Source organism: Pseudomonas sp. DF11 (assembly GCF_058148565.1).
Genome location: NZ_JBYVYN010000003.1, coordinates 272,608 through 294,028, shown reverse-complemented (window position 1 = coordinate 294,028; position 21,421 = coordinate 272,608). Strand labels below are relative to the sequence as shown.

The following is a 21,421-nucleotide window of genomic DNA, read 5'->3' as shown; positions in this document are numbered from 1 at the left end:
TCGACATTGACGTGGCCTCATCCTAGAAGCCTGCTCCAAAGTTCTCTGTAGGTCTTTTCTTCGTTTGACGTCGCTTTAGCCGCTGCGCAGCGTCGGAGTAAGTTCCTTGGATTTCCCCATCAGCTCACCGGAACCGCTCCATGGTTCTGGATGAGTGATTGGAACGTTTCAACCGCCAGGACTGGCGGCGACCTCCGCCGCATCTTCACTGCGATGCAGCGCCACCTGGCGGATCGACAGGCGAATTTCCGCCGGCAGCACCCGCTTGGCCGCGCCTTCGGCCAGTTCGCCCAGCAGCTCGTGGTAGCTGAGTTTGCCGGCCTCGTCGCGGCGCAGCACATCGAGGTCCAGCATCGTCTGGATGAAATGGCGGAACAGGCTCTTGTCGAAGAACTCCGGCGCATTCAGGCCATGCAGGATCGATAGGCGCTGGGCCATGACGGTGCAGAGGTCCTCCAGTTCTTCGGCGCTGATGCTGTTCTGGCCGCTGTTGAGCAGCAGCGAGACGGTCATGTAGAAGCGTTGCAAGGTCTGGGCGATGCTTTTGGACAGCAGGGTCAGCAGCACGAAGTGCCGCGAGCTCGGCGCCGGACGCAAGTACAGGTCGTTTTCGAAACGCAGCAGGCCCTGTTCGACGAACGCTTCGAGCCACTGGTCGACCACGCCATCCAGTTCTTCCAGCGACCAGCGGATGAACAACTCCGATTGCAGGTACGGGTACAACGCATGGGTGTAGCGCAGGATCTGTTCGCGGCTCATGCGTGAGCTGCTCTGGAAGAAACTCGCCAGCAGCGCCGGCAGGGCGAAGATGTGCAGCACGTTGTTGCGGTAGTAGGTCATCAACACCGCGTTCTGTTCATCCAGGTACAGAATCTTGCCCAGGGCATCGCTCTGTTCCGACAGCAGGTCCATGCCCTTCACGTGCTCGATCAGCGCCTGGCCATCGCCTTCGGGCAGGGTGGTGTGGGGCGAGTACGGGACTTTGCGCAACAACGCCAGGTACAGGTCCAACACCCGGGCCATGGCGCGGTCGTCCAGGGCCAGGCGGCTGGTGGACAGCAGCGCCAGGGCGACGAGGTTGACCGGGTTGATGGCTGCGGCTTCGTTCAGGTGCCGGGCCACCCGTTCGCCGAGGCGGTTGGTGGTCGCGTTGAGCCAGGCCGGTTTGAACTGCGGGCCCAGTTCCTGTTGACGCCAGTCGGGTTGCTCGCTGTCGAGGAACTCCGCCAGTTTGATCGGTTCGCCGAAGTTCACCGCCACCTGGCCGAAGCGTTGCTTGAGAGCGCCGATGACCTTGAAGATGTCGAAGATCGATTCCTTTTTCTTGCTCGCTCCGCGCAATTCGCCCAGGTAGGTACGGCCTTCGAGTACGCGCTCATAACCGATGTAGACCGGCACGAAGACGATGGGCATGCGCGATGAGCGCAAGAAGCTGCGCAAGGTGATGGCGAGCATGCCGGTCTTGGGTTGCAGCATGCGCCCGGTGCGCGAGCGACCGCCCTCGACGAAGTACTCCACCGGGAAGCCTTTGGTGAACAGCGTGTGCAGGTATTCGTTGAACACGGCGGTGTAGAGCGGGTTGCCCTTGAAGGTGCGGCGCATGAAGAACGCCCCGCCACGGCGCAGCAGGCCGCCGATCACCGGCATGTTGAGGTTGATGCCGGCGGCGATGTGCGGTGGGGTCAGGCCGTTGCGAAACAGCAGGTACGACAGCAGCAGGTAGTCGATGTGGCTGCGGTGGCACGGCACGTAGATGACTTCGTGGCCCTGGGCGATGTTCTGCACGCCTTCGATGTGGTTGACCTTGATGCCGTCGTAGATCTTGTTCCAGAACCAGCTCAGCACCACCTCCAGGAAGCGGATCGCGGTGTAGGTGTAGTCCGAGGCGATTTCGTTACCGTAGCGCAGGGCCTGGGCCTTGGCTTTTTCCGGGGAGATTTTTTCTCGCTCGGCTTCCTCGGCAATCGCCTGCTTGACCAGTGGCTGGTTCAGCAGGCCCTTGACCAGGTTGCGGCGGTGGGAAATGTCCGGGCCGATGACCGCTGCTTTCAAATTGCGGAAGTGCACCCGCAGGATCCGCTGGGCCATGCGCACGGTGCGTTCGTGGCCCTTGTCGTGTTCGATCAGTTCGCGCAGATGGATCGGCGCGGAGAACTGCACGCGGGTCTTGCGCCCCAGGATCATGATGCTTAACAGGCGGCGCAGGCGCCCGGTGACGGCCCAGCTGTCGGCGAACAACAGCTTCCAGGGGCTGGATTCGCTGTCGGGCGACTGTCCCCAGAACACGCTGACCGGGATGATCTGCGCATCTTCGGCGGCGTTGTGGGTCAGGGCGTTGACCAGCCGCGTCAGGGTCGGTGGCGCGCCGCGCTTGTCCTGGCGCCCGATCCAGTCCGGCGCCGGGGTCAGGTAGAAAAATGCCGCCGGTTCCAGCAGGTTACCCACCGAAACTGGCAGCACCGGACGGGGCAGACCGGCCTTGGTGCACTCGGTGTCGAGCACCGCCAGGTCGGTGAGCGAAGGATCTTGCAGGACGTAGAACACCGGACGACTGCGGTCGAGGTTGAGGGTGAAGGACGACTGGTTGATGGTCTCGGAGCGAACCCAGAGGTACAACAGTCGGCGCAGGGTGCCAAACACAAGACGGCGGAACGGGGAGCGGGTCATACGGCTTCTGCATGAGTGGATAAGATCAAGCGGTCGCTAGTGTGCCGGATTCATCGAAAATCGGCAAAAAAGCACCGAAGTAAAGTCAGTTGAGAGTTTTTACGTGTGTCATATACTCGGCCAGTGACTGCCACGGCCACCTTTGGACGGCTGGACGGCAGCTAACGTTCGTACGGCTTTCCCTCGAAAAGCCGACTCAAAAAATAAAAATGGGAGTGAGCATCATGGCAGCACGGGAAACCGGCAGTGTGAAGTGGTTCAACGACGCCAAGGGCTACGGCTTCATCCAGCGTGAAGGCGGCGCGGATGTGTTCGTGCATTACCGCGCCATCCGCGGTGAAGGCCACCGTTCACTGACCGAAGGCCAGCAGGTCGAGTACGCGGTCGTGGAAGGGCAGAAGGGCTTGCAGGCTGAGGATGTGGTGGGGTTGTAAAACCCTCCTGCGACCGCAACAAATCCCCTGTGGGAGCGGGCTTGCTCGCGAAAGCGGTGTACCAGCCAATGCAGATGTTGCCTGATACGCCGCTTTCGCGAGCAAGCCCGCTCCCACATTGGGATCTGTTTCACATTGGGATTGGCTGCATCACGCCGTCTTCCAGGTAATCTCTTCTTCCCCATCGGCGCTGATGCGAATCCAGCGATCCGCCGATTCCTCACCTTCTTCTTCCACCCACGACCCAGGTGCGCAGCGCACCTCGACGTTCAGCGCGGCGAAGGCGGCGCGGGCGCAGGCGATGTCGTCTTCCCACGGGGTCTGGTCACTTTCCAGGTACAGGCTGTTCCATTTGCCCACGGCCTTGGGCAGCCAGGTCACCGGGATGTTGCCAGCCTTGCACTTGTAGGTCTGGCCTTTCTGTACCCATTCGCTGCACGGGCCCAGGGCCTGGCCGAGCCAGGCGGCGATGGCCTTGTGGTCGACGTCGGCGTCCTTGAGGTAAATCTCGATATCGGGTTGGCGCATGGATGTCCTCACTGCGGTCTTGAAAAATCCATTCGCGGATTTAACTGGCCCCGGACGGTTGCCCGGGGCCCGGAAACAAAAGGGTTATTGAAGAACGAAATAATCGTAGCGCATCGACACCGTGACTTCGAACGGCTCGGCCTGCTCGATCACGCTGGCGCGGCGTTCGGCACTGGCGCGCCAGCCATGGGGCGTCATGGCCAGCAGGTTGGCGCGGTCCTGGCCACTGGCGAGCGTCAGCTTGAATTCGAGGGTTTCGCTGTGGTCCAGCACCATGCCCGAAGGCACCAGGGCCAGGTGCTTGTCATCGGTGTACTCGCGCACTTCGTCGTACAGCCGTTCACGCAATTGCATCAGATGGCCGGCGGTCGGGCCGACTTTCATCAGGCCGCCGCCCGGGCTGAGCAAGCGCTTTGCTTCCTGCCAGTCCAGCGGGCTGAACACGCTGGCCAGGAACTGACAGCAGCCGTCCGCAAGCGGTACCCGAGCCATGCTGGCGATCAACCAGGTCAGTTGCGGGTTGCGTTTGCAGGCACGCTTGACCGCCTCGCGGGAGATATCCAGGGCATAGCCATCGGCATTGGGCAACGCTTCAGCGATTTGCGCGGTGTAGTAGCCCTCGCCACAGCCGATGTCCAGCCAGCGTCCGGGCGCGCGTTCGGCGGCCAGTTCCGCCAGGCGCCGGGCAACGGGGGCGTAATGCCCGGCGTTGAGAAAGTCGCGCCGGGCTTCGACCATGGCCTGGTTGTCGCCAGGGTCGCGGCTGTTCTTGTGCTGCACCGGCAGCAGGTTCAGGTAACCCTGCCGCGCCCGGTCGAACCGATGGCCGGCCGGGCACACCACACCGTTGTCCACCGCGTTCAGCGGCTCACTGCAGATCGGGCAGGCGAGCATCAGGCGAGCAACTTGATCAGCGTCTTGTAGTAGATCTCGGTCAGTACATCGAGATCGGCCGCCAGCACCCGTTCGTTGACCTGGTGGATGGTCGCGTTGACCGGCCCCAGCTCTACCACTTGGGTGCCCATGGTGGCGATGAAGCGACCATCGGAGGTGCCACCGCTGGTGGAGGCTTTGGTCTCGCGACCGGTGACATCCTTGATGCTCGAAGACACGGCATCCAGCAAAGCGCCTGGTTCGGTGAGGAACGGCAGGCCCGACAACGCCCAATCGATGTGCCAGTCCAACTGATGCTTGTCGAGAATGTCGGCGACGCGCTGTTGCAGGCCTTCGACGGTGGATTCGGTGGAGAAGCGGAAGTTGAACACTGCCACCAGGTCACCGGGGATCACGTTGGTCGCGCCGGTGCCAGCGTTGAGGTTGGATATCTGGAAACTGGTGGGCGGGAAGAAATCGTTGCCGTGGTCCCAATGCTCGGCGGCCAATTCAGCCAGCGCCGGGGCAGCCAGGTGAATCGGGTTCTTCGCCAGGTGTGGATAAGCCACGTGGCCTTGCTTGCCGCGCACGGTCAGCTTCGCGCCGAGGGAGCCGCGCCGGCCGTTCTTGACCACATCGCCCACCAGAGTGGTGCTCGACGGCTCGCCGACGATGCACCAGTCCAGCCGCTCCCGGCGGGCCTTGAGGCGTTCGACCACGGCCTTGGTGCCGTGGTGGGCCGGGCCTTCTTCATCGCTGGTGATCAGGAAGGTCACCGAGCCCTTGTGGTCCGGATAATCGGCGACGAATCGCTCGGCCGCCACCACCATCGCCGCCAGGCTGCCTTTCATGTCCGCCGCGCCACGGCCACAGAGCATGCCGTGCTCGTCGATGACCGCGTCGAACGGGTCGAGCTGCCAGGCCTGCACCGGGCCGGTCGGCACCACGTCGGTGTGCCCGGCGAAACACAGCACCGGACCGTCCTGCTTGCCATGGCTGGCCCAGAAGTTATCCACATCCTCGATGCGCATCGGTTCGAGCTTGAAACCGGCATTACCCAGGCGCTGCATCATCAGTTTCTGGCAATCGGCATCCACCGGCGTCACGGACGGACGGCGGATCAGGTCGCAGGCGAGTTGCAGGGTCGGCGAGAGGTCGGCGTGGGCCGTCATGGAAAACTCCGAAAGCTGGAAAGGAGATCACAGTCCATGTGGGAGCGGGCTTGCTCGCGAAGCTTTTAGCGTCAGTGATGACGCCTTCGCGAGCAAGCCCGCTCCCACAAGTCCTGAGTTCGACCGTTGGATTGTATTCGGTCGAGGCTTACAAAATGGCGGTTATCTTATAGCAAAACGACCACCATGGGCCCCTGGCGCTGGTCAGTTGGAACACAAAACCTGTGGGAGCGAGCCTGCTCGCGATAGCGGTGGATCAGCCGGCATTTATATTGACTGAACTGACGCTATCGCGAGCAGGCTCGCTCCCACGGAGGTTTTGCTTAAATTGCCGAGACAAAGCCCTATAATGCGCGCCGGTTTTTGGGGTAATGGTCATGAGTACAGAAGATCCACGGTTTGCCGGCATCGCTCGCTTGTATGGCATTGAAGGCCTGGAGCGCCTGCGGGCGGCCCATGTGGCGATTGTCGGGGTGGGCGGGGTCGGTTCCTGGGCGGCGGAAGCCATTGCCCGTTGTGGCGTGGGCGAGATTTCGCTGTTCGACCTGGATGATGTCTGTGTCAGCAACGCCAACCGCCAGTTGCACGCCCTGGACAGTACCGTCGGCAAGCCCAAGGTCGAGGTGATGGCCGAGCGGCTGCGCGGGATCAACCCAGACTGCACGGTGCATGCGGTGGCGGATTTCGTCACCCGCGAGACCATGGCCGAATACATCACGCCGAACATCGATTGCGTGATCGATTGCATCGACAGCGTCAACGCCAAGGCTGCGCTGATCGCCTGGTGCAAGCGCCGCAAGATCCAGATCATTACCACCGGCGGGGCGGGTGGGCAGATCGATCCGACGTTGATCCAGGTTTGTGACTTGAACCGTACGTTCAACGATCCCCTGGCGTCGAAAGTGCGCTCCACCCTGCGCCGCGACTACGGCTTTTCCCGCACCGTGACCCGCCACTACAGCGTGCCCTGCGTGTTCTCCACCGAACAACTGCGCTACCCGAAACCGGACGGCAGCATTTGCTTGCAGAAGAGTTTTGTCGGCGATGGCGTCAAGCTCGACTGCGCCGGTGGGTTTGGCGCGGTGATGATGGTCACGGCGACGTTCGGCATGGTCGCGGCGACCAAGGCTGTGGATAAGATCGTGGCAGGTGTGCGACGGCCCGCGGATCGGCTTAAGGGCGGGCAGTAACGGCCCTTGTGGCGAGGGGATTTATCCCCGCTGGGCTGCGAAGCGGCCCCCAAACCGGGCAACTCGGTATGCCAAGAGGATTGGGTTCAAAGCTCTAGGGGACTGCTTCGCAGCCCAACGGGGATAAATCCCCTCGCCACAATCATTGTGTCAATTCGCGCATCCGCTTTAACACCGCATTCAAGCCATTGCTACGCGACGGCGACAACTGTCGCGACAATCCCAGCTGATTGAACCAATCCGGCAAATCCACCTGCTGCAACTCGCCAGCGGACAATCCATTGACCCGCGCCAGCAGCAACGCCACCAGCCCACGAATCAACCGCGCATCGCTGCTGGCGGCAAACTGCCAATGCCCGTCGTGCAACTGCCCCACCAGCCACACCTGACTTTCACAGCCGCTGACCAGGTTGGCGTCGCACTTGTCCGCATCGCTCAACGGCGGCAGGCGCTCGCCCCATTGCATCAGCAGCCGGGCGCGTTGCTCCCAGCTCGATGCGTCCTGGAAAATCTGCAGCGCTTCGGTGGCTTCGGTCGGCAGGCTCATCGCAGCATCTCCAAGGCCTGATCCAGCGCTTCGAAGAAGCGTTCGATATCGGCGGAGTCGTTGTACAGCGCCAGCGACACCCGGATCGCCCCGGACAGCTTCAGATGCTTGAACAGCGGCATGGCGCAGTGATGCCCGGCGCGCACGGCGATGCCTTGTTCGGTCAGCAGATGGGCCAGGTCGGCGTTGTGCACGCCTTCAACCACGAAGCTGGCCAGGGCCAGCCGTGGGTTGCCTACCAGGCGCACGCCGTTGCGAGCCAACAAACCATGGAGCAGGTAGTCATGCAGCGCCGCCTCATGGTCAATGACCGCTTGCGAATCAAGCGTGGATAGGTAGTCCAAGGTCGCGCCCAAGCCGATCACGCTGGCAATTGGCGGCGTGCCGGCCTCGAAGCCCAGCGGCGCCGGGCGGAACGTGGCGTTGTGGTAATCGGCCTGCTGCACCATTTCGCCACCGAACTGCCAATGGCGCAGGTTGCCAAGGGCCTCGGTACGGCCAAACAGCACGCCCAGCCCGTCGGGGCCGTAGAGCTTGTGGCTGGAAAATACGTAGAAATCGCAACCCAGGGCCTGTACGTCATGGCGACCATGGACCACGCCTTGGGCGCCGTCGATCACTGTCAGTGCGCCCTGGGCCTTGGCCAGCGCCAGCAGCGTAGGCACTGGCTGCCAGGCTCCCAGCACATTGGACAACTGGCTCACCGCCAGCAAGCGGGTGCGCGGGCCGATCAGTTCGGCAGCGGCGCCAGCATCGATCACCCCGCTGGCGTCCAGGGGCAACACCACCAGGGTCAACGCACGGCGCTCGGCCAGTTGCTGCCACGGCAACAGGTTGGCGTGGTGTTCCAGGGCGCTGATGACGATTTCATCGCCCGGGTTGAACAGGTGTTCCAGCCCGTAGGCCAGCAGGTTCAACGCAGAAGTGGCGCCATGGGTGAAGACGATCTGCCCGCAATCCCCGGCGTTGAGCCATTGCGCGACCTTGAGGCGGCTGTCTTCGAACGCCTGGGTGGCGTGGGCGCCCGGTAGGTGTTGCGCACGGTGCACATTGGCGGCGCCATTGGCGTAGTAATGCGTCAGGGCATCGAGCAGGGCTTGGGGTTTTTGCGTGGTGGCGGCGCTGTCCAGATAGGTCTGGCCTTGCCGTTGCAGGGCGGCGATGGCCGGGAAGTCGGCGCGCCAGGGGGATGGAATCAACATACTTACGGGTCCTGCAGGATATACGCCGGACCCTGTGGGAGCGGGCTTGCTCGCGAAGCCTTTCGGCGGCCTTGAGGGCGCCTTCGCGAGCAAGCTCGCTCTCACAGGTGATTGTGTGAAGCGGCTTAGTTGTGCGCGTGCAGAGCTTCGTTCAGCTCGATGGCCGATTTATGGGTCTTGCATTCCACCGCGCCGGTCTCGGAGTTGCGGCGGAACAACAGGTCGGGTTGGCCGGCCAGGTCGCGGGCCTTGACCACCTTGACCAGTTGGTTGTTCTCGTCCAGCAGCGCGACCTTGGTGCCGGCGGTCACATACAGGCCCGACTCCACGGTGTTGCGGTCGCCCAGCGGGATACCGATGCCGGCGTTGGCGCCGATCAGGCAGCCTTCGCCAACCTTGATCACGATGTTGCCGCCGCCCGACAGGGTGCCCATGGTCGAGCAACCGCCGCCCAGGTCCGAACCTTTGCCGACGAACACGCCAGCCGATACACGACCTTCGATCATGCCCGGGCCTTCGGTGCCGGCGTTGAAGTTGACGAAACCTTCGTGCATCACGGTGGTGCCTTCGCCCACATAGGCGCCCAGGCGGATCCGCGCGGCATCGGCGATCCGTACGCCAGCCGGAACCACGTAGTCAGTCATTTTCGGGAACTTGTCCACCGAGAACACTTCCAGCAACTCGCCACGCAGGCGGGCTTCGAGCTGGTGCTCGGCCAGTTCGCTCAGGTCGATCGCGCCCTGGCTGGTCCAGGCCACGTTCGGCAGCAGCGGGAAGATGCCAGCCAGGTTCAGGCCATGGGGCTTGACCAGGCGATGGGACAGCAGGTGCAGCTTGAGGTAAGCCTCAGGCGTGGAGCTCAGTTGGGCATCTTCGGCCAGCAGGGTGGCGACCAGCGGCTTGTGGCTTTCGGCCAGGCGGGTCAGCAGTGCGGCTTGCGCGGCATCGACGCCCTTGAGCGCTTCAGCCAGTTGCGAGGCCTGGGCGGTGGTGAAAGTGATGGCCTGGTTGCCTTCGCTGTAGCCGAGGATCGGTGCGATAGCTTTGACGATGTCAGCCGACGGGTTGAGCAACGGCTGTGCGTAGAACACTTCCAGCCAGGCGCCTTGACGGTTTTGAGTGCCGACACCGAAGGCCAGGCTGAACAGGGTAGTGGACATGAAATTACCTCTACAAAATGGACTGGGCAGGCTTACTTGATCTCTGCCGCATAAATATCTGGCTTGAAGCCAATCAGGGTTCGGTCACCGAGATCGAGCACCGGGCGCTTGATCATCGAGGGTTGGGCGAGCATCAGTTCGATGGCTTTCGTCTGGTCGAGATCGGCTTTGCGTTCGTCGTCGAGTTTGCGAAAGGTCGTACCGGCCCGGTTCAACACCACTTGCCAGCCATGCTCGTTGCACCATTGGGTGAGGTGCTCACGGTCGATGCCGACGGTCTTGTAGTCGTGAAAGTCGTAGCGTACAGCGTGTTCATCGAGCCAGGTGCGCGCCTTTTTCATCGTGTCACAGGCTTTGATGCCGAAAAGGTGCAACGTTTTGCTTGAATCGGTCAAGGAACTGCCCCCTTTGCAGGTGCTGAAAGTAAAAGGTGAAGGATTATGCCATGACCGGACGGTTTCGCGACGGCTCAGATTGGCATGCACCCAAACCTGTGGGAGCGAGCCTGTGGGAGCAAAGCTTGCTCGCGATGAACGATGGCACAGTCTTGCAGTTGAACCGTGTCGCCTGCATCGCGAGCAAGCTTTGCTCCCACAGGTGCGCTCCAAAAGTGGGGCTGCGACATAGGTGTAACGGCCAGGCTCATGCTAAGCGGTTAATATGGCACTTCAACGGCAAGCTGTTGCCGGATGTGTGTCGCTGTAATTGGAAAACCGTCATGCAAAGCGCCTATACCGTCCTGATCCTGTTGATGCTGGTGGGCGTTTCGCGCCTGATCGGACGGTTGATCCCGCTGCCGTTGCCCCTGGTGCAGATCGGCGCTGGTGCCGTGTTGGCCTGGCCGTCCCTGGGGCTGCACGTGGCCCTCGATCCCGAACTGTTCCTGTTTCTCTTCTTGCCACCGCTGCTGTTCTCCGACGGCTGGCGCATGCCCAAGCGCGAGTTGTGGCGCTTGCGCGGGCCGATCCTGACCCTGGCGGTGGGCCTGGTGTTGTTCACGGTGGTGGGGGCCGGGTATTTCATTCATTGGCTATTGCCAAGCATTCCGCTGCCGGTGGCCTTTGCCCTGGCTGCCGTGCTGTCGCCAACCGACGCGGTGGCGGTGTCGGCGATTGCCCGCGACCGTCTGCCCGCGCCGCTGATGCACATGCTCCAGGGCGAGGCGTTGATGAACGATGCGTCGGGCCTGGTGACCTTCAAGTTCGCCCTGGCGGCGGCCATCACCGGCGTGTTTTCCCTGGCCAACGCGAGCCTGACCTTTGTCCTGGTGGCGGTTGGCGGGCTGCTGGTGGGCGTGGCCCTGAGCTGGCTGGTGGGTCGCTTGCGGGCCTGGATGGTGGCGCGCGGTTGGGACGATCCGGCCACCCACGTGGTGTTCATGTTGCTGCTGCCGTTCGCAGCCTATGTGCTGGCTGAACGCTTGGGCGCCTCGGGGATTCTCTCGGCGGTCGCGGCGGGGATGATGCAGAGCTGGCTCGACCTGCTGCCGCGCCAGACCGGCACGCGGTTGCTCAATCGCAGTGTCTGGTCGCTGCTGGAATTTGCCTTCAACGGCTTGATCTTCCTGCTGCTGGGCTTGCAGTTGCCGGACATCATCAAGGCGGTGACTCGCCTTGAAACCACCCTGTGGCCGACGTTGTTCTACCGCTGCCTGGATGTGCTGGCGATTTTCCTGGTGTTGCTGGTGCTGCGGTTTGTCTGGGTGCAGAGCATCTGGCGCCTGTCCGGATTGTTGCGGCGCTGGCGTGGCGAGAGCGAACTGACCTTCGTGCCGACCGCGCGCTCCTGCTGGTTGCTGACCTTCGGCGGAGTGCGCGGTGCGGTGACGCTGGCGGGCGTGCTGTCGGTGCCGATATTGTTGGCGGCGGGTGAGCCGTTTCCCGAGCGGGATTTGCTGATCTTCATTGCCGCCGGGGTCATTCTGCTGTCATTGATCGCCGCCTGCATCGCCCTGCCATTGCTGCTGCGAGGTATCGAGAAAAGCCCCGATGACCAGCGCCGCGCCGAAGTCCGCGATGCCTGGCGCAAAACCGCTGAAGCGGCGATCCACGCGCTGGAGGTAGAGGAACCGAGCGAAGCCGCCAGCGCACCGGACGCGGCCCAGGCGGCGTTGGCGACCGAGGTCAAGGCGCGGTTGATGTCTGAATATCGCCATCAGTTGGAGGTGTTCAACGACTCCGCCGAAGCCCAGGCGCTGGCGCTCGAAATGGACCTGCTGGAACGCCGGCTGCGCTTGAAGGCCTATCGGGCTCAGCGGCTGGAGTTGTATCGCCTCAGCCGTCATCACCAGATTGGGGATGACGTGTTGCGTGAGGTGCTGGGGGAGTTGGATCTGGCGGAGGCGAATTTGGGGTTGGGTAAATAGCAGCCATGGCGAAAAGCCAATTGTGGCGAGGGGATTTATCCCTGCTGGGCTGCGCAGCAGCCCTAAAGCAGTGAACTCAATCTTCCTGGCACACCGAGTTGGCTGGTTTGGGGGCCGCTTCGCAGCCCAACGGGGATAAATCCCCTCGCCACAACGGCCCCGATACAGCCATCAACCCCGACGCTGGATGAGCGCGCGGATCCGCTCCGCCGCTTCCACGCGATGCTCAATGACTTTGCCTTCGATCAGGATGGCTCGCGACGACATGTAGCACTGGGAGTGGCCCAGATGATTGAGTTGGGGATGTTGTTGGCGAACAAGTGCCTGGATCGGGTAGAGCTTCGAACTTGATGTAATAAGTGCCGACCTCATCGCGAGCAGGCTCGCTCCCACAGAAGACCGGTGTAGATCACAAGCTCTGTGAACAACACCAAACCACTGTGGGAGCGAGCCTGCTCGCGATAAATCGAAAGACAAACTCAAAAATACCTGTGAAGCACTGACCTGTGGCGAGGGGATTCATCCCCGTTGGGCTGCGAAGCAGCCCTAAAACCCGGCGACTCGGTGTGTCAGGACAATTGAGTCGACTGCTTTGGGGCTGCTGCGCAGCCCAGCGGGGATGAATCCCCTCGCCACAACAGCAGTTCGCTCAAGTCCTGGTGCAGCCATCAACCCCGACGCTGAATGAACGCGCGAATCCGCTTCGCCGCTTCCACACATTCAGCCAATGGCGCGACCAGGGCCATGCGCACGCGCCCGGCGCCTGGGTTGACGCCATCCACTTCGCGGGACAGGTACGAGCCCGGTACCACGGTCACGTGTTCCTCTTCGAACAGGTCCCGGCAGAACGCCGCGTCATCGCCCGCCACATTCGGCCACAAGTAGAAGCTGCCGTCGGGACGCTGTACGTCCAGCACCGGGCTGAGGATCTCCAGCACCGCGTCGAATTTCTCCCGGTACAGCGCACGGTTGGCCCGTACGTGCACTTCGTCGTTCCACGCGGCGATGCTTGCCAGTTGGGTCTGAACCGGCATCGCGCAGCCGTGGTAGGTGCGGTACAGCAGGAAACCCTTGAGGATGTCCGCGTCACCCGCGACGAAGCCGGAGCGCAGGCCTGGCAGGTTGGAGCGTTTGGACAGGCTGTGGAACACCACGCAGCGTTTGAAATCCTTGCGGCCGAGTTCGACGCAGGCGCTGAGCAGCCCTGGCGGCGGGGTTTGTTCGTCGAAGTACAGTTCGCTGTAGCACTCGTCCGCGGCGATGACGAAGTCGTGTTCGTCGGCCAGGGAGATGAGTTTCTTCAGTACATCCACCGGAATCAGCGCGCCGGTCGGGTTGCCAGGCGAGCACAGGAACAGGATCTGGCAGCGTTTCCAGATGTCCGGCGAGACCGCGTCGAAATCCGGGTTGAAGCCGTTCGCGTCCAGGCACGGCAGGTAGTGCGGCTTGGCGCCGGCCAGGAACGCCGCGCCTTCGTAGATCTGATAGAACGGGTTGGGGCTGACCACCAGGGCGTCGTCGCCACGGTTGACCACGGTCTGGGTGAAGGCGAACAAGGCCTCACGGGTGCCGTTGACCGGCAGTACATGGCGCGTCGGGTCCAGCCAGCCGTTCGGCACGTTGAAACGGCGCTCGCACCAGCCGGTGATGGCTTCACGCAGTTCCGGGATGCCGAGGGTGGTCGGGTACACGGCCATTTTTTCCAGATTGCTGGCCAGGGCCTCGGCCACGAAGCTCGGCGAACGGTGCTTGGGCTCGCCGATGGACAACGCGATCGGGCGCTTGTCGGGGTTGGGCGTGACGCTGCCGAGCAGGGCGCGGAGCTTTTCGAACGGGTAGGGCTGCAACTGGTTCAGAGCGTTGTTCATCGGGGGCCTCGTTCAATGTGGGAGCGGGCTTGCTCGCGAAAGCGGTGTGTCAGTTAGTGATTATGTTGATTGACACACCGCTTTCGCGAGCAAGCCCGCTCCCACAGGGGGATTCGTTCAGATATTGATACGCGTCAGGTTGATATCGGGTTCCTGGTTGACGCTCAAATGCCGCACGATCGCTTCCTGCAGGCGGCTGCACAGCTGTGGATCGGACAGCGGTTGGCCATGGGCGTCGGTGATGAAGAACACGTCTTCCACCCGCTCGCCGAGGGTGGCGATCTTGGCGTTTTGCAGCGACAGGTCGAACTCCAGGAATATATGACCGATCCGCGCCAACAGGCCGGGGCGGTCCGGGGCGCTGAGTTCCAGCACCGTGATCTGACGCTGGGCATCGTTGTGGATCGTCACCTGGGGCGCAAAGGCGAAATGCTTGAGCTGGCGTGGCACCCGGCGCTGGATGATGGTCGGGTAGTCCGCCGGGTTGCGCAGGGCCTCGGTGAGGCCGTCGCGGATCTGCTTGACCCGTGTCGGGTTATCGCCAATCGAATCGCCGTCGGTGTCGAGCACGATATAGGTGTCGAGGGTGAACTGGCTGCTGGAGGTGATAATCCGCGCATCATGGATGTTGAGGTTGAGCTGGTCCATCGCCGCCACGGTCACCGCGAAGAAGTCGTGCTGGTCCGGGGCATAGATGAAGATCTGCGTGCCGCCCTCGAACTCGCGCTGGGTGGTTTCCTTGATCAGCACCAGCGGCCCGCCGTCGGCCGGTTGCTGGAGGATCGCGTCGCTGTGCCAGGCCACGTCGCCGGCGGTATGGCGCAGGAAATAATCATCGCCCAGTTGCGACCAGAGCTGCTCGACGTCGTCCGGGTCGGTCCCGCCGCGCACCAGGATGTCCAGGGCTGCGCTCTGGGTCCGGCGGATCTGTTCTTCGCGGTCCAGCGGGTTTTCCAGGCCACGGCGCAAGGCCCGCTTGGTCTCGGTGTATAGCTGGCGCAACAGGCTGGCGCGCCAGGAGTTCCACAGGGTCGGGTTGGTGGCGTTGATGTCGGCCACGGTCAGCACGTAGAGGTAATCCAGGCGCGTTTCATCGCCGACGATCTGGGCAAAGTCATGGATCACCTGCGGGTCGGACAAATCCTTGCGCTGGGCGGTGGTCGACATCACCAGGTGGTTCTGCACCAGCCAGACGATCAGCCGGCTGTCCCATACCGGCAGTTGATGGCGCTGGCAGAACGCTTCGGCATCCACCGCACCGATCTCGGAGTGATCGCCTTGGCGGCCCTTGCCGATGTCGTGGTACAGCCCCGCCATGTAGATCAGCTCGGGCTTGGGCAGCTTGCCCATGAGCTTGCTGGCCAGCGGGAATTTCTCCGAGACCTGGGTGTACTGGAGTTTGCGCAAGTGCTTGATCAGGTTCAGGGTGTGGGCATCGACCGTGTAGATATGGAACAGGTCGTGCTGCATCTGTCCGACGATGAAGCCGAACTCCGGCAGATAGCGCCCGAGGATCCCGTAGCGGTTCATGCGCCGCAGGTTGCGGTGCACGCCGATCTTGCACTTGAACAGCTCGATGAACAGGCTGGTGTTACGGATGTCGTGACGGAAATCTTCGTCGATCAGATGACGGTTTTCCCGCAGCAAGCGAATGGTATCGGCGCGCACGCCCTTGATTTCCGGCTGCTGGGCCATGAGTACGAAGATTTCCAGCATGGCGAACGGCGTGCGGCGGAACACATTGGCGTTGCGCGCTTCGATGTAACCGTCGTGCAGTTGGAAACGTGAGTTGATCGGCTGCGGCGGCTCTTCGTCTTCTGGGGCGAGGATGACTTCCTCGAAGTGCTGGATGATCAGTTCGCTGAGCTGGGCGATGCTCATCACCACCCGGTAATACTGCTGCATGAAGTTTTCGATGGACTGCTTGGCGTCCTGGCCCTCGAAGCCCAGCAGGCCGGCGATGGAGCGCTGGTGATCGAACAGCAGGCGGTCTTCGGCACGGCCGGCGAGCATGTGCAGGGCGTAGCGGACTTTCCACAAAAACTCCTGGGACGAGGCCAGCAAGGCGTTTTCGCTTTCCACCAGGAATCCTTCGCCAGCCAGGGCCCGCAGGTTCAGCGTGCCGTACTGGCGGCGGGCAACCCAGAGGATCGTCTGGATGTCCCGCAGCCCACCAGGCGAGCCCTTGACGTTGGGCTCCAGGTTGTACTCGGTGTCGTTGTACTTATGGTGGCGGGCCTTCTGCTCGGCGTGCTTGGCCAGGAAAAATTCCTTGCTTGGCCACATGTGCTCTGTGCTGGTGACATCGAGCATGCGCTGGCGCAGGCGTTCGGGGCCGGCGATGGTGCGGCTTTCCATCAGGTTGGTGATCACTGTCAGGTCGGCGCGGGCTTCGTCGGCGCATTCCTGCACCGAGCGCACGCTCTGGCCGACTTCCAGGCCGATATCCCACAGCAGCGTCAGGAAGCGCTCGATGGAATCGCGGAAAACCTCATGATCGGCGCTGTCCAGCAGAATCAGCAGATCGATGTCGGAGTAGGGGTGCAGTTCGCCGCGCCCATAGCCACCCACCGCCACCAGGGCGATGTCGGCATCTTCGCTCCAGTTGAACTGCTCCCAGGCCTTTTGCAGGATGTTATCGACGAACCAGGCGCGGTCCTCGATCAGCCGACGAATGTCCCGGCCATTGCGAAAGCGCTGGTCGAGCACTTCGTGGGCCTGGCGGATCGCCTTCTTGAATGCCGAGATGGGGCTTGCCTTCAGGGCCAGTTCAGCCTGGAACTGGCCGCGGTCGAAGAGTTCGGGATCCACCTGCGGCATTGAATGACTTTCCTTTCTATCTATAGCTATAGGCTGTGTTTAGGTCAGGCGGAAACGCGAGGGATGGTGTCATCGCTGCGCAGGGTGAAGATTTCGTAACCGGTCTCGGTCACCAGCAAGGTGTGCTCCCATTGGGCCGACAGCTTGCGGTCCTTGGTGATGGCAGTCCAGCCGTCGCCCAGGACCTTGGTGTCGGCGCGGCCCTGATTGATCATCGGCTCGATGGTGAAGGTCATGCCTGCTTGCAGTTCCATGCCGGTGCCGGCACGGCCGTAGTGCAGGATTTGTGGCTCTTCGTGGAACACCTTGCCGATACCGTGGCCGCAGAACTCGCGCACCACCGAAAAGCCGTTCTTCTGTGCGTGCTTCTGGATCACTTCGCCGATGTCACCCAGGCGGCAGCCCGGTTTCACCAGTTCGATGGCCATGTACATGCATTCCTGGGTGACTTTCGACAGGCGCTCGGCCCACTCCGGCACGTTGCCGACATGGAACATGCGGCTGGTGTCGCCGTGGTAACCGTCCTTGATGACGGTGACGTCGATGTTCAGGGTATCGCCATCCTTCAACGGTTTTTCGTTGGGGATGCCATGGCAGACCACGTGGTTGATCGAGGTGCAGATCGACTTCGGGAAGCCTTTGTAATTGAGTGGGGCAGGGATGGCCTTCTGCTCGTTGACGATATAGTCGTGGCAGATGCGGTCCAGCTCTTCGGTGGTCACGCCAGGCTTGACGTAGTCGGCGATCATCTCCAGCACTTCGGCGGCAAGTTTGCCGGCGACACGCATTTTGGCGATGTCCTCGGGGGTTTTGAGGGTAACGGTCATACAGGCTCTCTCTGCGCCCGACGGCGCTGTTCAAAGCGAAATGGGCGGCGGATGATGATTCACGTGGCCCTGAAAGAGGCGATTCTAACAGACGATCAGCGCAATGAACCCTATCGCCTGGATGGAACTCTGTGGCGAGGGGATTTATCCCCGCCGGGCTTCGAAGCAGCCCCCTACCAGGCAGCTCAATCGACCTGATACCCCACGACGCCTGAATTTGGCGCCGCTACGCGCCCCAACGGGGATAAATCCCCTCGCCACAAGAGGATTTAAGAATCCGTGTTCCGTTTTCGCCCTTGCTGTGGTATAAAATGCGCCGCTTTCCGGGGATGACCCCGCAAGCTTAAATCCACACACGTGTCGACACGATGACCTGGGTGCCTCGGCTTATATAAGCCGCTGGTTGGTCATTGGGATACGTGGAGGCCAAACCCGACTTATCAAGGAACTATCATGTCCCAAGTCAACATGCGCGATATGCTGAAGGCCGGTGTGCACTTCGGTCACCAGACCCGTTACTGGAACCCGAAAATGGGCAAGTACATTTTCGGCGCGCGTAACAAGATCCACATCATCAACCTTGAAAAAACCCTGCCAATGTTCAACGAGGCACTGACCTTCGTAGAGCGCCTGGCCCAGGGCAAAAACAAGATTCTGTTCGTCGGCACCAAGCGTTCCGCTGGCAAGATCGTTGCTGAAGAAGCAGCACGTTGCGGTTCGCCGTACGTCGATCACCGCTGGTTGGGCGGCATGCTGACCAACTTCAAGACCATTCGCGCTTCCATCAAGCGTCTGCGTGACCTTGAAGTCCAGTCCGAAGACGGTACTTTCGCCAAGCTGACCAAGAAAGAAGCGCTGATGCGCACTCGCGATCTTGAGAAGCTGGACCGCTCCCTGGGCGGTATCAAGGACATGGGCGGTCTGCCTGACGCACTGTTCGTGATCGACGTTGACCACGAGCGCATCGCGATCACCGAAGCCAACAAGCTGGGTATCCCGGTCATCGGCGTTGTCGATACCAACAGCAGCCCGGAAGGCGTTGACTACATCATCCCAGGCAACGATGACGCCATCCGCGCCATCCAGCTGTACATGGGTTCGATGGCTGACGCTGTTATCCGTGGTCGCAACAACGTGAATGGCGGCACCGAAGTCTTCGCTGAAGAAGCTCCGGCAGCAGCCGCTGAGTAATCGACGCCCCTGGCGTTGACTCAGTAAGCAAAAAGGGGGCTTGGCCCCCTTTTTGCCACCTCGAAAACCATTTGCCGCCAGCGCAGTGACCTGTTTGTAACTTGCCGCGGCCTATAAGCAGTGGTTTTCCAGGAAGAATTGATCGCCCGTTCGATCGGGTGGAATGGTTGAAAACCTATCCAAGAGGATTTTGAAATGGCAGAGATTACTGCAGCGTTGGTCAAAGAACTGCGCGAGCGTACCGGCGAAGGCATGATGGACTGCAAGAAAGCCTTGACCAAGGCTGGCGGCGACATCGAGAAAGCCATTGATGACATGCGTGCTTCGGGCGCCATCAAGGCTGCCAAGAAAGCGGGCAACGTTGCCGCTGAAGGCGCCATCGCCATCAAGGACGACGGCAAGGCTGCCGTGCTGCTGGAAGTCAACTCCCAGACCGACTTCCTGGCTTTGCAGGATGACTTCAAGGCATTCGTCGCTGCCAGCGTCGAAAAAGCCTTCGCTGACAAACTGACCGACGCAGCTCCGCTGATCGCGTCTCAGGAAGAAGCGCGCCTGGTCCTGGTTGGCAAGACCGGCGAGAACGTCAACATCCGTCGCCTGGTTCGCGTTGAAGGTGACGTGGTCGGTACCTACCTGCACGGCAACAAGATCGGTGTTGCGGTTGTCCTCAAGGGCGGCGATACCGAGCTGGCGAAAGACATCGCCATGCACGTTGCGGCGACCAACCCTGAGTTCCTGCTGCCTTCGGACGTTTCGGCTGAAGCGATCGAGCGCGAGAAGAGCGTTTTCCTGCAGTTGAACGAAGAGAAGCTCAAAGGCAAGCCTGCTGAAATCGCAGAAAAAATGGTCAGCGGTCGTATCTCCAAGTTCCTGGCTGAAGCCAGCCTGGTTGAGCAGGCTTTCGTCAAGAACCCGGAAATCAAGGTCGGCGACCTGGCGAAGAAAGCCGGTGCCGAAATCGTTTCTTTCACCTACTTCAAGGTAGGCGAAGGCATCGAGAAGCCGGTCGACAACTTCGCTGAAGAAGTTGCTGCCCAATTGGCTGCTGCCAAGCAATAAGACGGTTCTTACAACTGTCGCCCTGAAGAGGCTGCCCGCTTAACGCGCGCAGCCTCTTTTTGGATGGGGATGCCGATTTTTATTGGTTTCCTGTCGGAACTGGCTTACAAAGCCGTGTTCCGATGGCGCTGTGTCAGCGTCAGCTAGAGTGAACGCAGGCTGAAAACAGTTTGCAAAGAATTTTCGAAAATACGCCGCAGGAGAGATTCGCAATGGCTCAGCAGGGCAGTGGTTATCAGGCTCGCTATAAACGCATTCTACTCAAGCTTAGCGGCGAGGCCCTGATGGGCTCGGAAGAGTTCGGGATCGATCCGAAAGTGCTGGATCGCATGGCCCTGGAAGTTGGCCAGTTGGTCGGGATCGGTGTGCAGGTCGGCCTGGTCATCGGCGGCGGCAACCTGTTCCGCGGCGCAGCGCTGAGCGCCGCTGGCATGGATCGGGTCACGGGCGATCACATGGGCATGCTGGCCACTGTGATGAACGCCCTGGCTATGCGTGATGCGCTGGAGCGTGCCAATATCTCGGCCATCGTGATGTCGGCCATTTCCATGGTTGGCGTGACCGATCACTACGACCGCCGCAAAGCCATGCGCCACCTCAACTCCAAGGAAGTGGTGATTTTTGCCGCCGGTACCGGTAATCCGTTCTTCACCACGGATTCGGCCGCCTGCCTGCGAGCGATCGAGATCGATGCCGATGTCGTGCTCAAGGCAACCAAGGTCGATGGCGTCTATACCGCTGACCCGTTCAAGGACCCGCATGCCGAGAAGTTCGATCATCTGACCTACGATGAAGTGCTGGATCGCAAGCTGGGTGTGATGGATCTGACGGCTATTTGCCTGTGCCGCGACCACAAGATGCCGTTGCGCGTCTTTAACATGAACAAGCCCGGTGCCCTGCTGAATATCGTCCATGGTGGCGCCGAAGGAACACTGATCGAGGAAGTTCAACAATGATCAACGAAATCAAGAAAGACGCTGAACAGCGCATGCAGAAATCCCTGGAGTCCCTGGCGCACAACTTCGGTCGCATCCGCACCGGCCAGGCGCACCCGAGCATCCTTGAAGGCGTGATGGTGCCGTACTACGGCGCCGACACCCCGATCAAGCAAGTGGCCAACATCACCGTCAAGGACGCTCGTACCCTGCAGGTCGTGGCCTTTGAGCGCAACATGCTGGCCGCGGTCGACAAGGCCATTGGCAGTGCCGGCCTGAACCTGAATCCGACCAACCTGGGCGAGCTGCTGCTGATCTCCATGCCGGCCCTGACCGAAGAAACCCGCAGGGGCTTCACCAAGCAGGCGCGTGATGTGGCTGAAGATGCCCGTGTTGCCGTGCGCAACATCCGTCGCGATGCGAACAGCCAGCTCAAGGACCTGGTCAAGGAAAAGGAAATCAGCGAAGACGAAGAGCGTCGCGCCACTGGCGAGATCGACGACCTGACCAAGAAATACGTGGCTAAGATCGACGCGGATTTGGCGCAGAAAGAAAAAGACCTGATGGCCGTATAAGGGTCTCG

At 61.4% G+C, this 21,421-nt stretch carries 18 protein-coding genes and 1 pseudogene; 8 read left to right on the top strand and 11 right to left on the bottom strand.

Going from position 1 to position 21,421, the window contains the following annotated elements; all coding sequences use genetic code 11:
* Positions 1-168: 168 nt before the first annotated feature.
* The gene (plsB, locus tag AC30D9_RS11765; protein WP_134922968.1) at positions 169-2,667 is read right to left on the bottom strand and encodes a glycerol-3-phosphate 1-O-acyltransferase PlsB; all 2,499 of its coding nucleotides are present in this window, start codon (positions 2,665-2,667) and stop codon (positions 169-171) included.
* Positions 2,668-2,891: 224 nt separating this feature from the next.
* On the opposite strand from plsB, the gene AC30D9_RS11760 reads away from it, so the two are divergent.
* On the top strand, positions 2,892-3,101 hold the full coding sequence (locus tag AC30D9_RS11760) for a cold shock domain-containing protein (RefSeq protein WP_003198198.1): 210 nt from the start codon (positions 2,892-2,894) through the stop codon (positions 3,099-3,101).
* A 150-nt stretch (positions 3,102-3,251) separates the two neighbouring features.
* Here AC30D9_RS11760 and AC30D9_RS11755 read toward each other — a convergent pair whose 3' ends face one another.
* From AC30D9_RS11755 to dapE, 3 genes are all read right to left on the bottom strand, one after another.
* Positions 3,252-3,629: a hypothetical protein gene (locus tag AC30D9_RS11755; protein ID WP_134922969.1), complete on the bottom strand. Its 378-nt coding sequence runs from the start codon at positions 3,627-3,629 to the stop codon at positions 3,252-3,254.
* 84 nt (positions 3,630-3,713) lie between these two features.
* Positions 3,714-4,523, bottom strand: coding sequence for a putative RNA methyltransferase (locus tag AC30D9_RS11750; RefSeq protein ID WP_490144072.1), 810 nt, complete (start codon positions 4,521-4,523; stop codon positions 3,714-3,716).
* Positions 4,523-5,674, bottom strand: coding sequence for a succinyl-diaminopimelate desuccinylase (dapE, locus tag AC30D9_RS11745; RefSeq protein WP_490144071.1), 1,152 nt, complete (start codon positions 5,672-5,674; stop codon positions 4,523-4,525). The genes AC30D9_RS11750 and dapE overlap by 1 nt, the downstream gene beginning before the upstream one ends.
* Positions 5,675-6,045: 371 nt before the next feature.
* On the opposite strand from dapE, the gene tcdA reads away from it, so the two are divergent.
* Complete coding sequence (gene tcdA / locus AC30D9_RS11740) at positions 6,046-6,864, top strand: tRNA cyclic N6-threonylcarbamoyladenosine(37) synthase TcdA (protein ID WP_116831554.1); 819 nt, start codon at positions 6,046-6,048, stop codon at positions 6,862-6,864.
* Positions 6,865-7,006: 142 nt separating this feature from the next.
* Here tcdA and AC30D9_RS11735 read toward each other — a convergent pair whose 3' ends face one another.
* The 4 genes from AC30D9_RS11735 to AC30D9_RS11720 form a co-directional block, all read right to left on the bottom strand.
* Complete coding sequence (locus AC30D9_RS11735; RefSeq protein WP_134922972.1) at positions 7,007-7,411, bottom strand: SufE family protein; 405 nt, start codon at positions 7,409-7,411, stop codon at positions 7,007-7,009.
* Entirely contained in the window at positions 7,408-8,613 is a 1,206-nt protein-coding gene (locus AC30D9_RS11730; protein ID WP_490144070.1) for an aminotransferase class V-fold PLP-dependent enzyme, read from the bottom strand. Before AC30D9_RS11730 ends, AC30D9_RS11735 begins: the two co-directional genes overlap by 4 nt.
* Before the next feature lie 125 nt (positions 8,614-8,738).
* Positions 8,739-9,773 carry a 2,3,4,5-tetrahydropyridine-2,6-dicarboxylate N-succinyltransferase gene (gene dapD, locus AC30D9_RS11725; protein ID WP_047702245.1) on the bottom strand — a complete coding sequence of 345 codons (1,035 nt, stop codon included), beginning with the start codon at positions 9,771-9,773 and terminating at the stop codon, positions 8,739-8,741.
* Positions 9,774-9,805: 32 nt separating this feature from the next.
* Positions 9,806-10,168 (bottom strand): ArsC family reductase, encoded by a 363-nt coding sequence (locus tag AC30D9_RS11720; protein WP_135843912.1) that lies wholly within the window; start codon positions 10,166-10,168, stop codon positions 9,806-9,808.
* A gap of 323 nt (positions 10,169-10,491) precedes the next feature.
* On the opposite strand from AC30D9_RS11720, the gene AC30D9_RS11715 reads away from it, so the two are divergent.
* Entirely contained in the window at positions 10,492-12,138 is a 1,647-nt protein-coding gene (locus AC30D9_RS11715) for a Na+/H+ antiporter (protein ID WP_490144069.1), read from the top strand.
* Positions 12,139-12,333: 195 nt separating this feature from the next.
* A pseudogene (locus tag AC30D9_RS11710) lies at positions 12,334-12,489 on the top strand (DUF6124 family protein); the annotation flags it as partial.
* A gap of 317 nt (positions 12,490-12,806) precedes the next feature.
* On the opposite strand, the gene dapC reads toward AC30D9_RS11710, so the two are convergent.
* The 3 genes from dapC to map all read right to left on the bottom strand — a co-directional run bounded on the left by dapC (position 12,807) and on the right by map (position 17,653).
* Positions 12,807-14,006 (bottom strand): succinyldiaminopimelate transaminase, encoded by a 1,200-nt coding sequence (dapC, locus tag AC30D9_RS11705; RefSeq protein ID WP_490144068.1) that lies wholly within the window; start codon positions 14,004-14,006, stop codon positions 12,807-12,809.
* Between the two features lie 117 nt (positions 14,007-14,123).
* Positions 14,124-16,826: a [protein-PII] uridylyltransferase gene (locus tag AC30D9_RS11700; RefSeq protein ID WP_134922979.1), complete on the bottom strand. Its 2,703-nt coding sequence runs from the start codon at positions 16,824-16,826 to the stop codon at positions 14,124-14,126.
* A gap of 44 nt (positions 16,827-16,870) precedes the next feature.
* The gene (gene map / locus AC30D9_RS11695) at positions 16,871-17,653 is read right to left on the bottom strand and encodes a type I methionyl aminopeptidase (protein WP_030139491.1); all 783 of its coding nucleotides are present in this window, start codon (positions 17,651-17,653) and stop codon (positions 16,871-16,873) included.
* A 453-nt stretch (positions 17,654-18,106) separates the two neighbouring features.
* On the opposite strand from map, the gene rpsB reads away from it, so the two are divergent.
* The 4 genes from rpsB (at position 18,107) to frr (ending at position 21,413) form a co-directional block, all read left to right on the top strand.
* Positions 18,107-18,844 carry a 30S ribosomal protein S2 gene (gene rpsB / locus AC30D9_RS11690; RefSeq protein ID WP_003198231.1) on the top strand — a complete coding sequence of 246 codons (738 nt, stop codon included), beginning with the start codon at positions 18,107-18,109 and terminating at the stop codon, positions 18,842-18,844.
* 195 nt (positions 18,845-19,039) lie between these two features.
* Positions 19,040-19,903, top strand: a complete 864-nt coding sequence (gene tsf, locus AC30D9_RS11685; protein ID WP_134922980.1) for a translation elongation factor Ts — start codon at positions 19,040-19,042, stop codon at positions 19,901-19,903.
* Positions 19,904-20,115: 212 nt separating this feature from the next.
* A complete protein-coding gene (gene pyrH, locus AC30D9_RS11680) occupies positions 20,116-20,859 on the top strand; it encodes a UMP kinase (RefSeq protein ID WP_003198235.1) in 744 nt (247 codons plus the stop codon).
* A complete protein-coding gene (frr, locus tag AC30D9_RS11675) occupies positions 20,856-21,413 on the top strand; it encodes a ribosome recycling factor (RefSeq protein ID WP_092330659.1) in 558 nt (185 codons plus the stop codon). Before pyrH ends, frr begins: the two co-directional genes overlap by 4 nt.
* Positions 21,414-21,421: the final 8 nt, after the last annotated feature.

Bases quoted from the DNA above. Each gene is read 5' to 3' on its own strand.
- plsB (WP_134922968.1), bottom strand. From the start codon at position 2,667: ATGACCCGCTCCCCGTTCCGCCGTCTTGTGTTTGGCACCCTGCGCCGA.
- AC30D9_RS11760 (WP_003198198.1), top strand. From the start codon at position 2,892: ATGGCAGCACGGGAAACCGGCAGTGTGAAGTGGTTCAACGACGCCAAG.
- AC30D9_RS11755 (WP_134922969.1), bottom strand. From the start codon at position 3,629: ATGCGCCAACCCGATATCGAGATTTACCTCAAGGACGCCGACGTCGAC.
- AC30D9_RS11750 (WP_490144072.1), bottom strand. From the start codon at position 4,523: ATGCTCGCCTGCCCGATCTGCAGTGAGCCGCTGAACGCGGTGGACAAC.
- dapE (WP_490144071.1), bottom strand. From the start codon at position 5,674: ATGACGGCCCACGCCGACCTCTCGCCGACCCTGCAACTCGCCTGCGAC.
- tcdA (WP_116831554.1), top strand. From the start codon at position 6,046: ATGGTCATGAGTACAGAAGATCCACGGTTTGCCGGCATCGCTCGCTTG.
- AC30D9_RS11735 (WP_134922972.1), bottom strand. From the start codon at position 7,411: ATGAGCCTGCCGACCGAAGCCACCGAAGCGCTGCAGATTTTCCAGGAC.
- AC30D9_RS11730 (WP_490144070.1), bottom strand. From the start codon at position 8,613: ATGTTGATTCCATCCCCCTGGCGCGCCGACTTCCCGGCCATCGCCGCC.
- dapD (WP_047702245.1), bottom strand. From the start codon at position 9,773: ATGTCCACTACCCTGTTCAGCCTGGCCTTCGGTGTCGGCACTCAAAAC.
- AC30D9_RS11715 (WP_490144069.1), top strand. From the start codon at position 10,492: ATGCAAAGCGCCTATACCGTCCTGATCCTGTTGATGCTGGTGGGCGTT.
- dapC (WP_490144068.1), bottom strand. From the start codon at position 14,006: ATGAACAACGCTCTGAACCAGTTGCAGCCCTACCCGTTCGAAAAGCTC.
- AC30D9_RS11700 (WP_134922979.1), bottom strand. From the start codon at position 16,826: ATGCCGCAGGTGGATCCCGAACTCTTCGACCGCGGCCAGTTCCAGGCT.
- map (WP_030139491.1), bottom strand. From the start codon at position 17,653: ATGACCGTTACCCTCAAAACCCCCGAGGACATCGCCAAAATGCGTGTC.
- rpsB (WP_003198231.1), top strand. From the start codon at position 18,107: ATGTCCCAAGTCAACATGCGCGATATGCTGAAGGCCGGTGTGCACTTC.
- tsf (WP_134922980.1), top strand. From the start codon at position 19,040: ATGGCAGAGATTACTGCAGCGTTGGTCAAAGAACTGCGCGAGCGTACC.
- pyrH (WP_003198235.1), top strand. From the start codon at position 20,116: ATGGCTCAGCAGGGCAGTGGTTATCAGGCTCGCTATAAACGCATTCTA.
- frr (WP_092330659.1), top strand. From the start codon at position 20,856: ATGATCAACGAAATCAAGAAAGACGCTGAACAGCGCATGCAGAAATCC.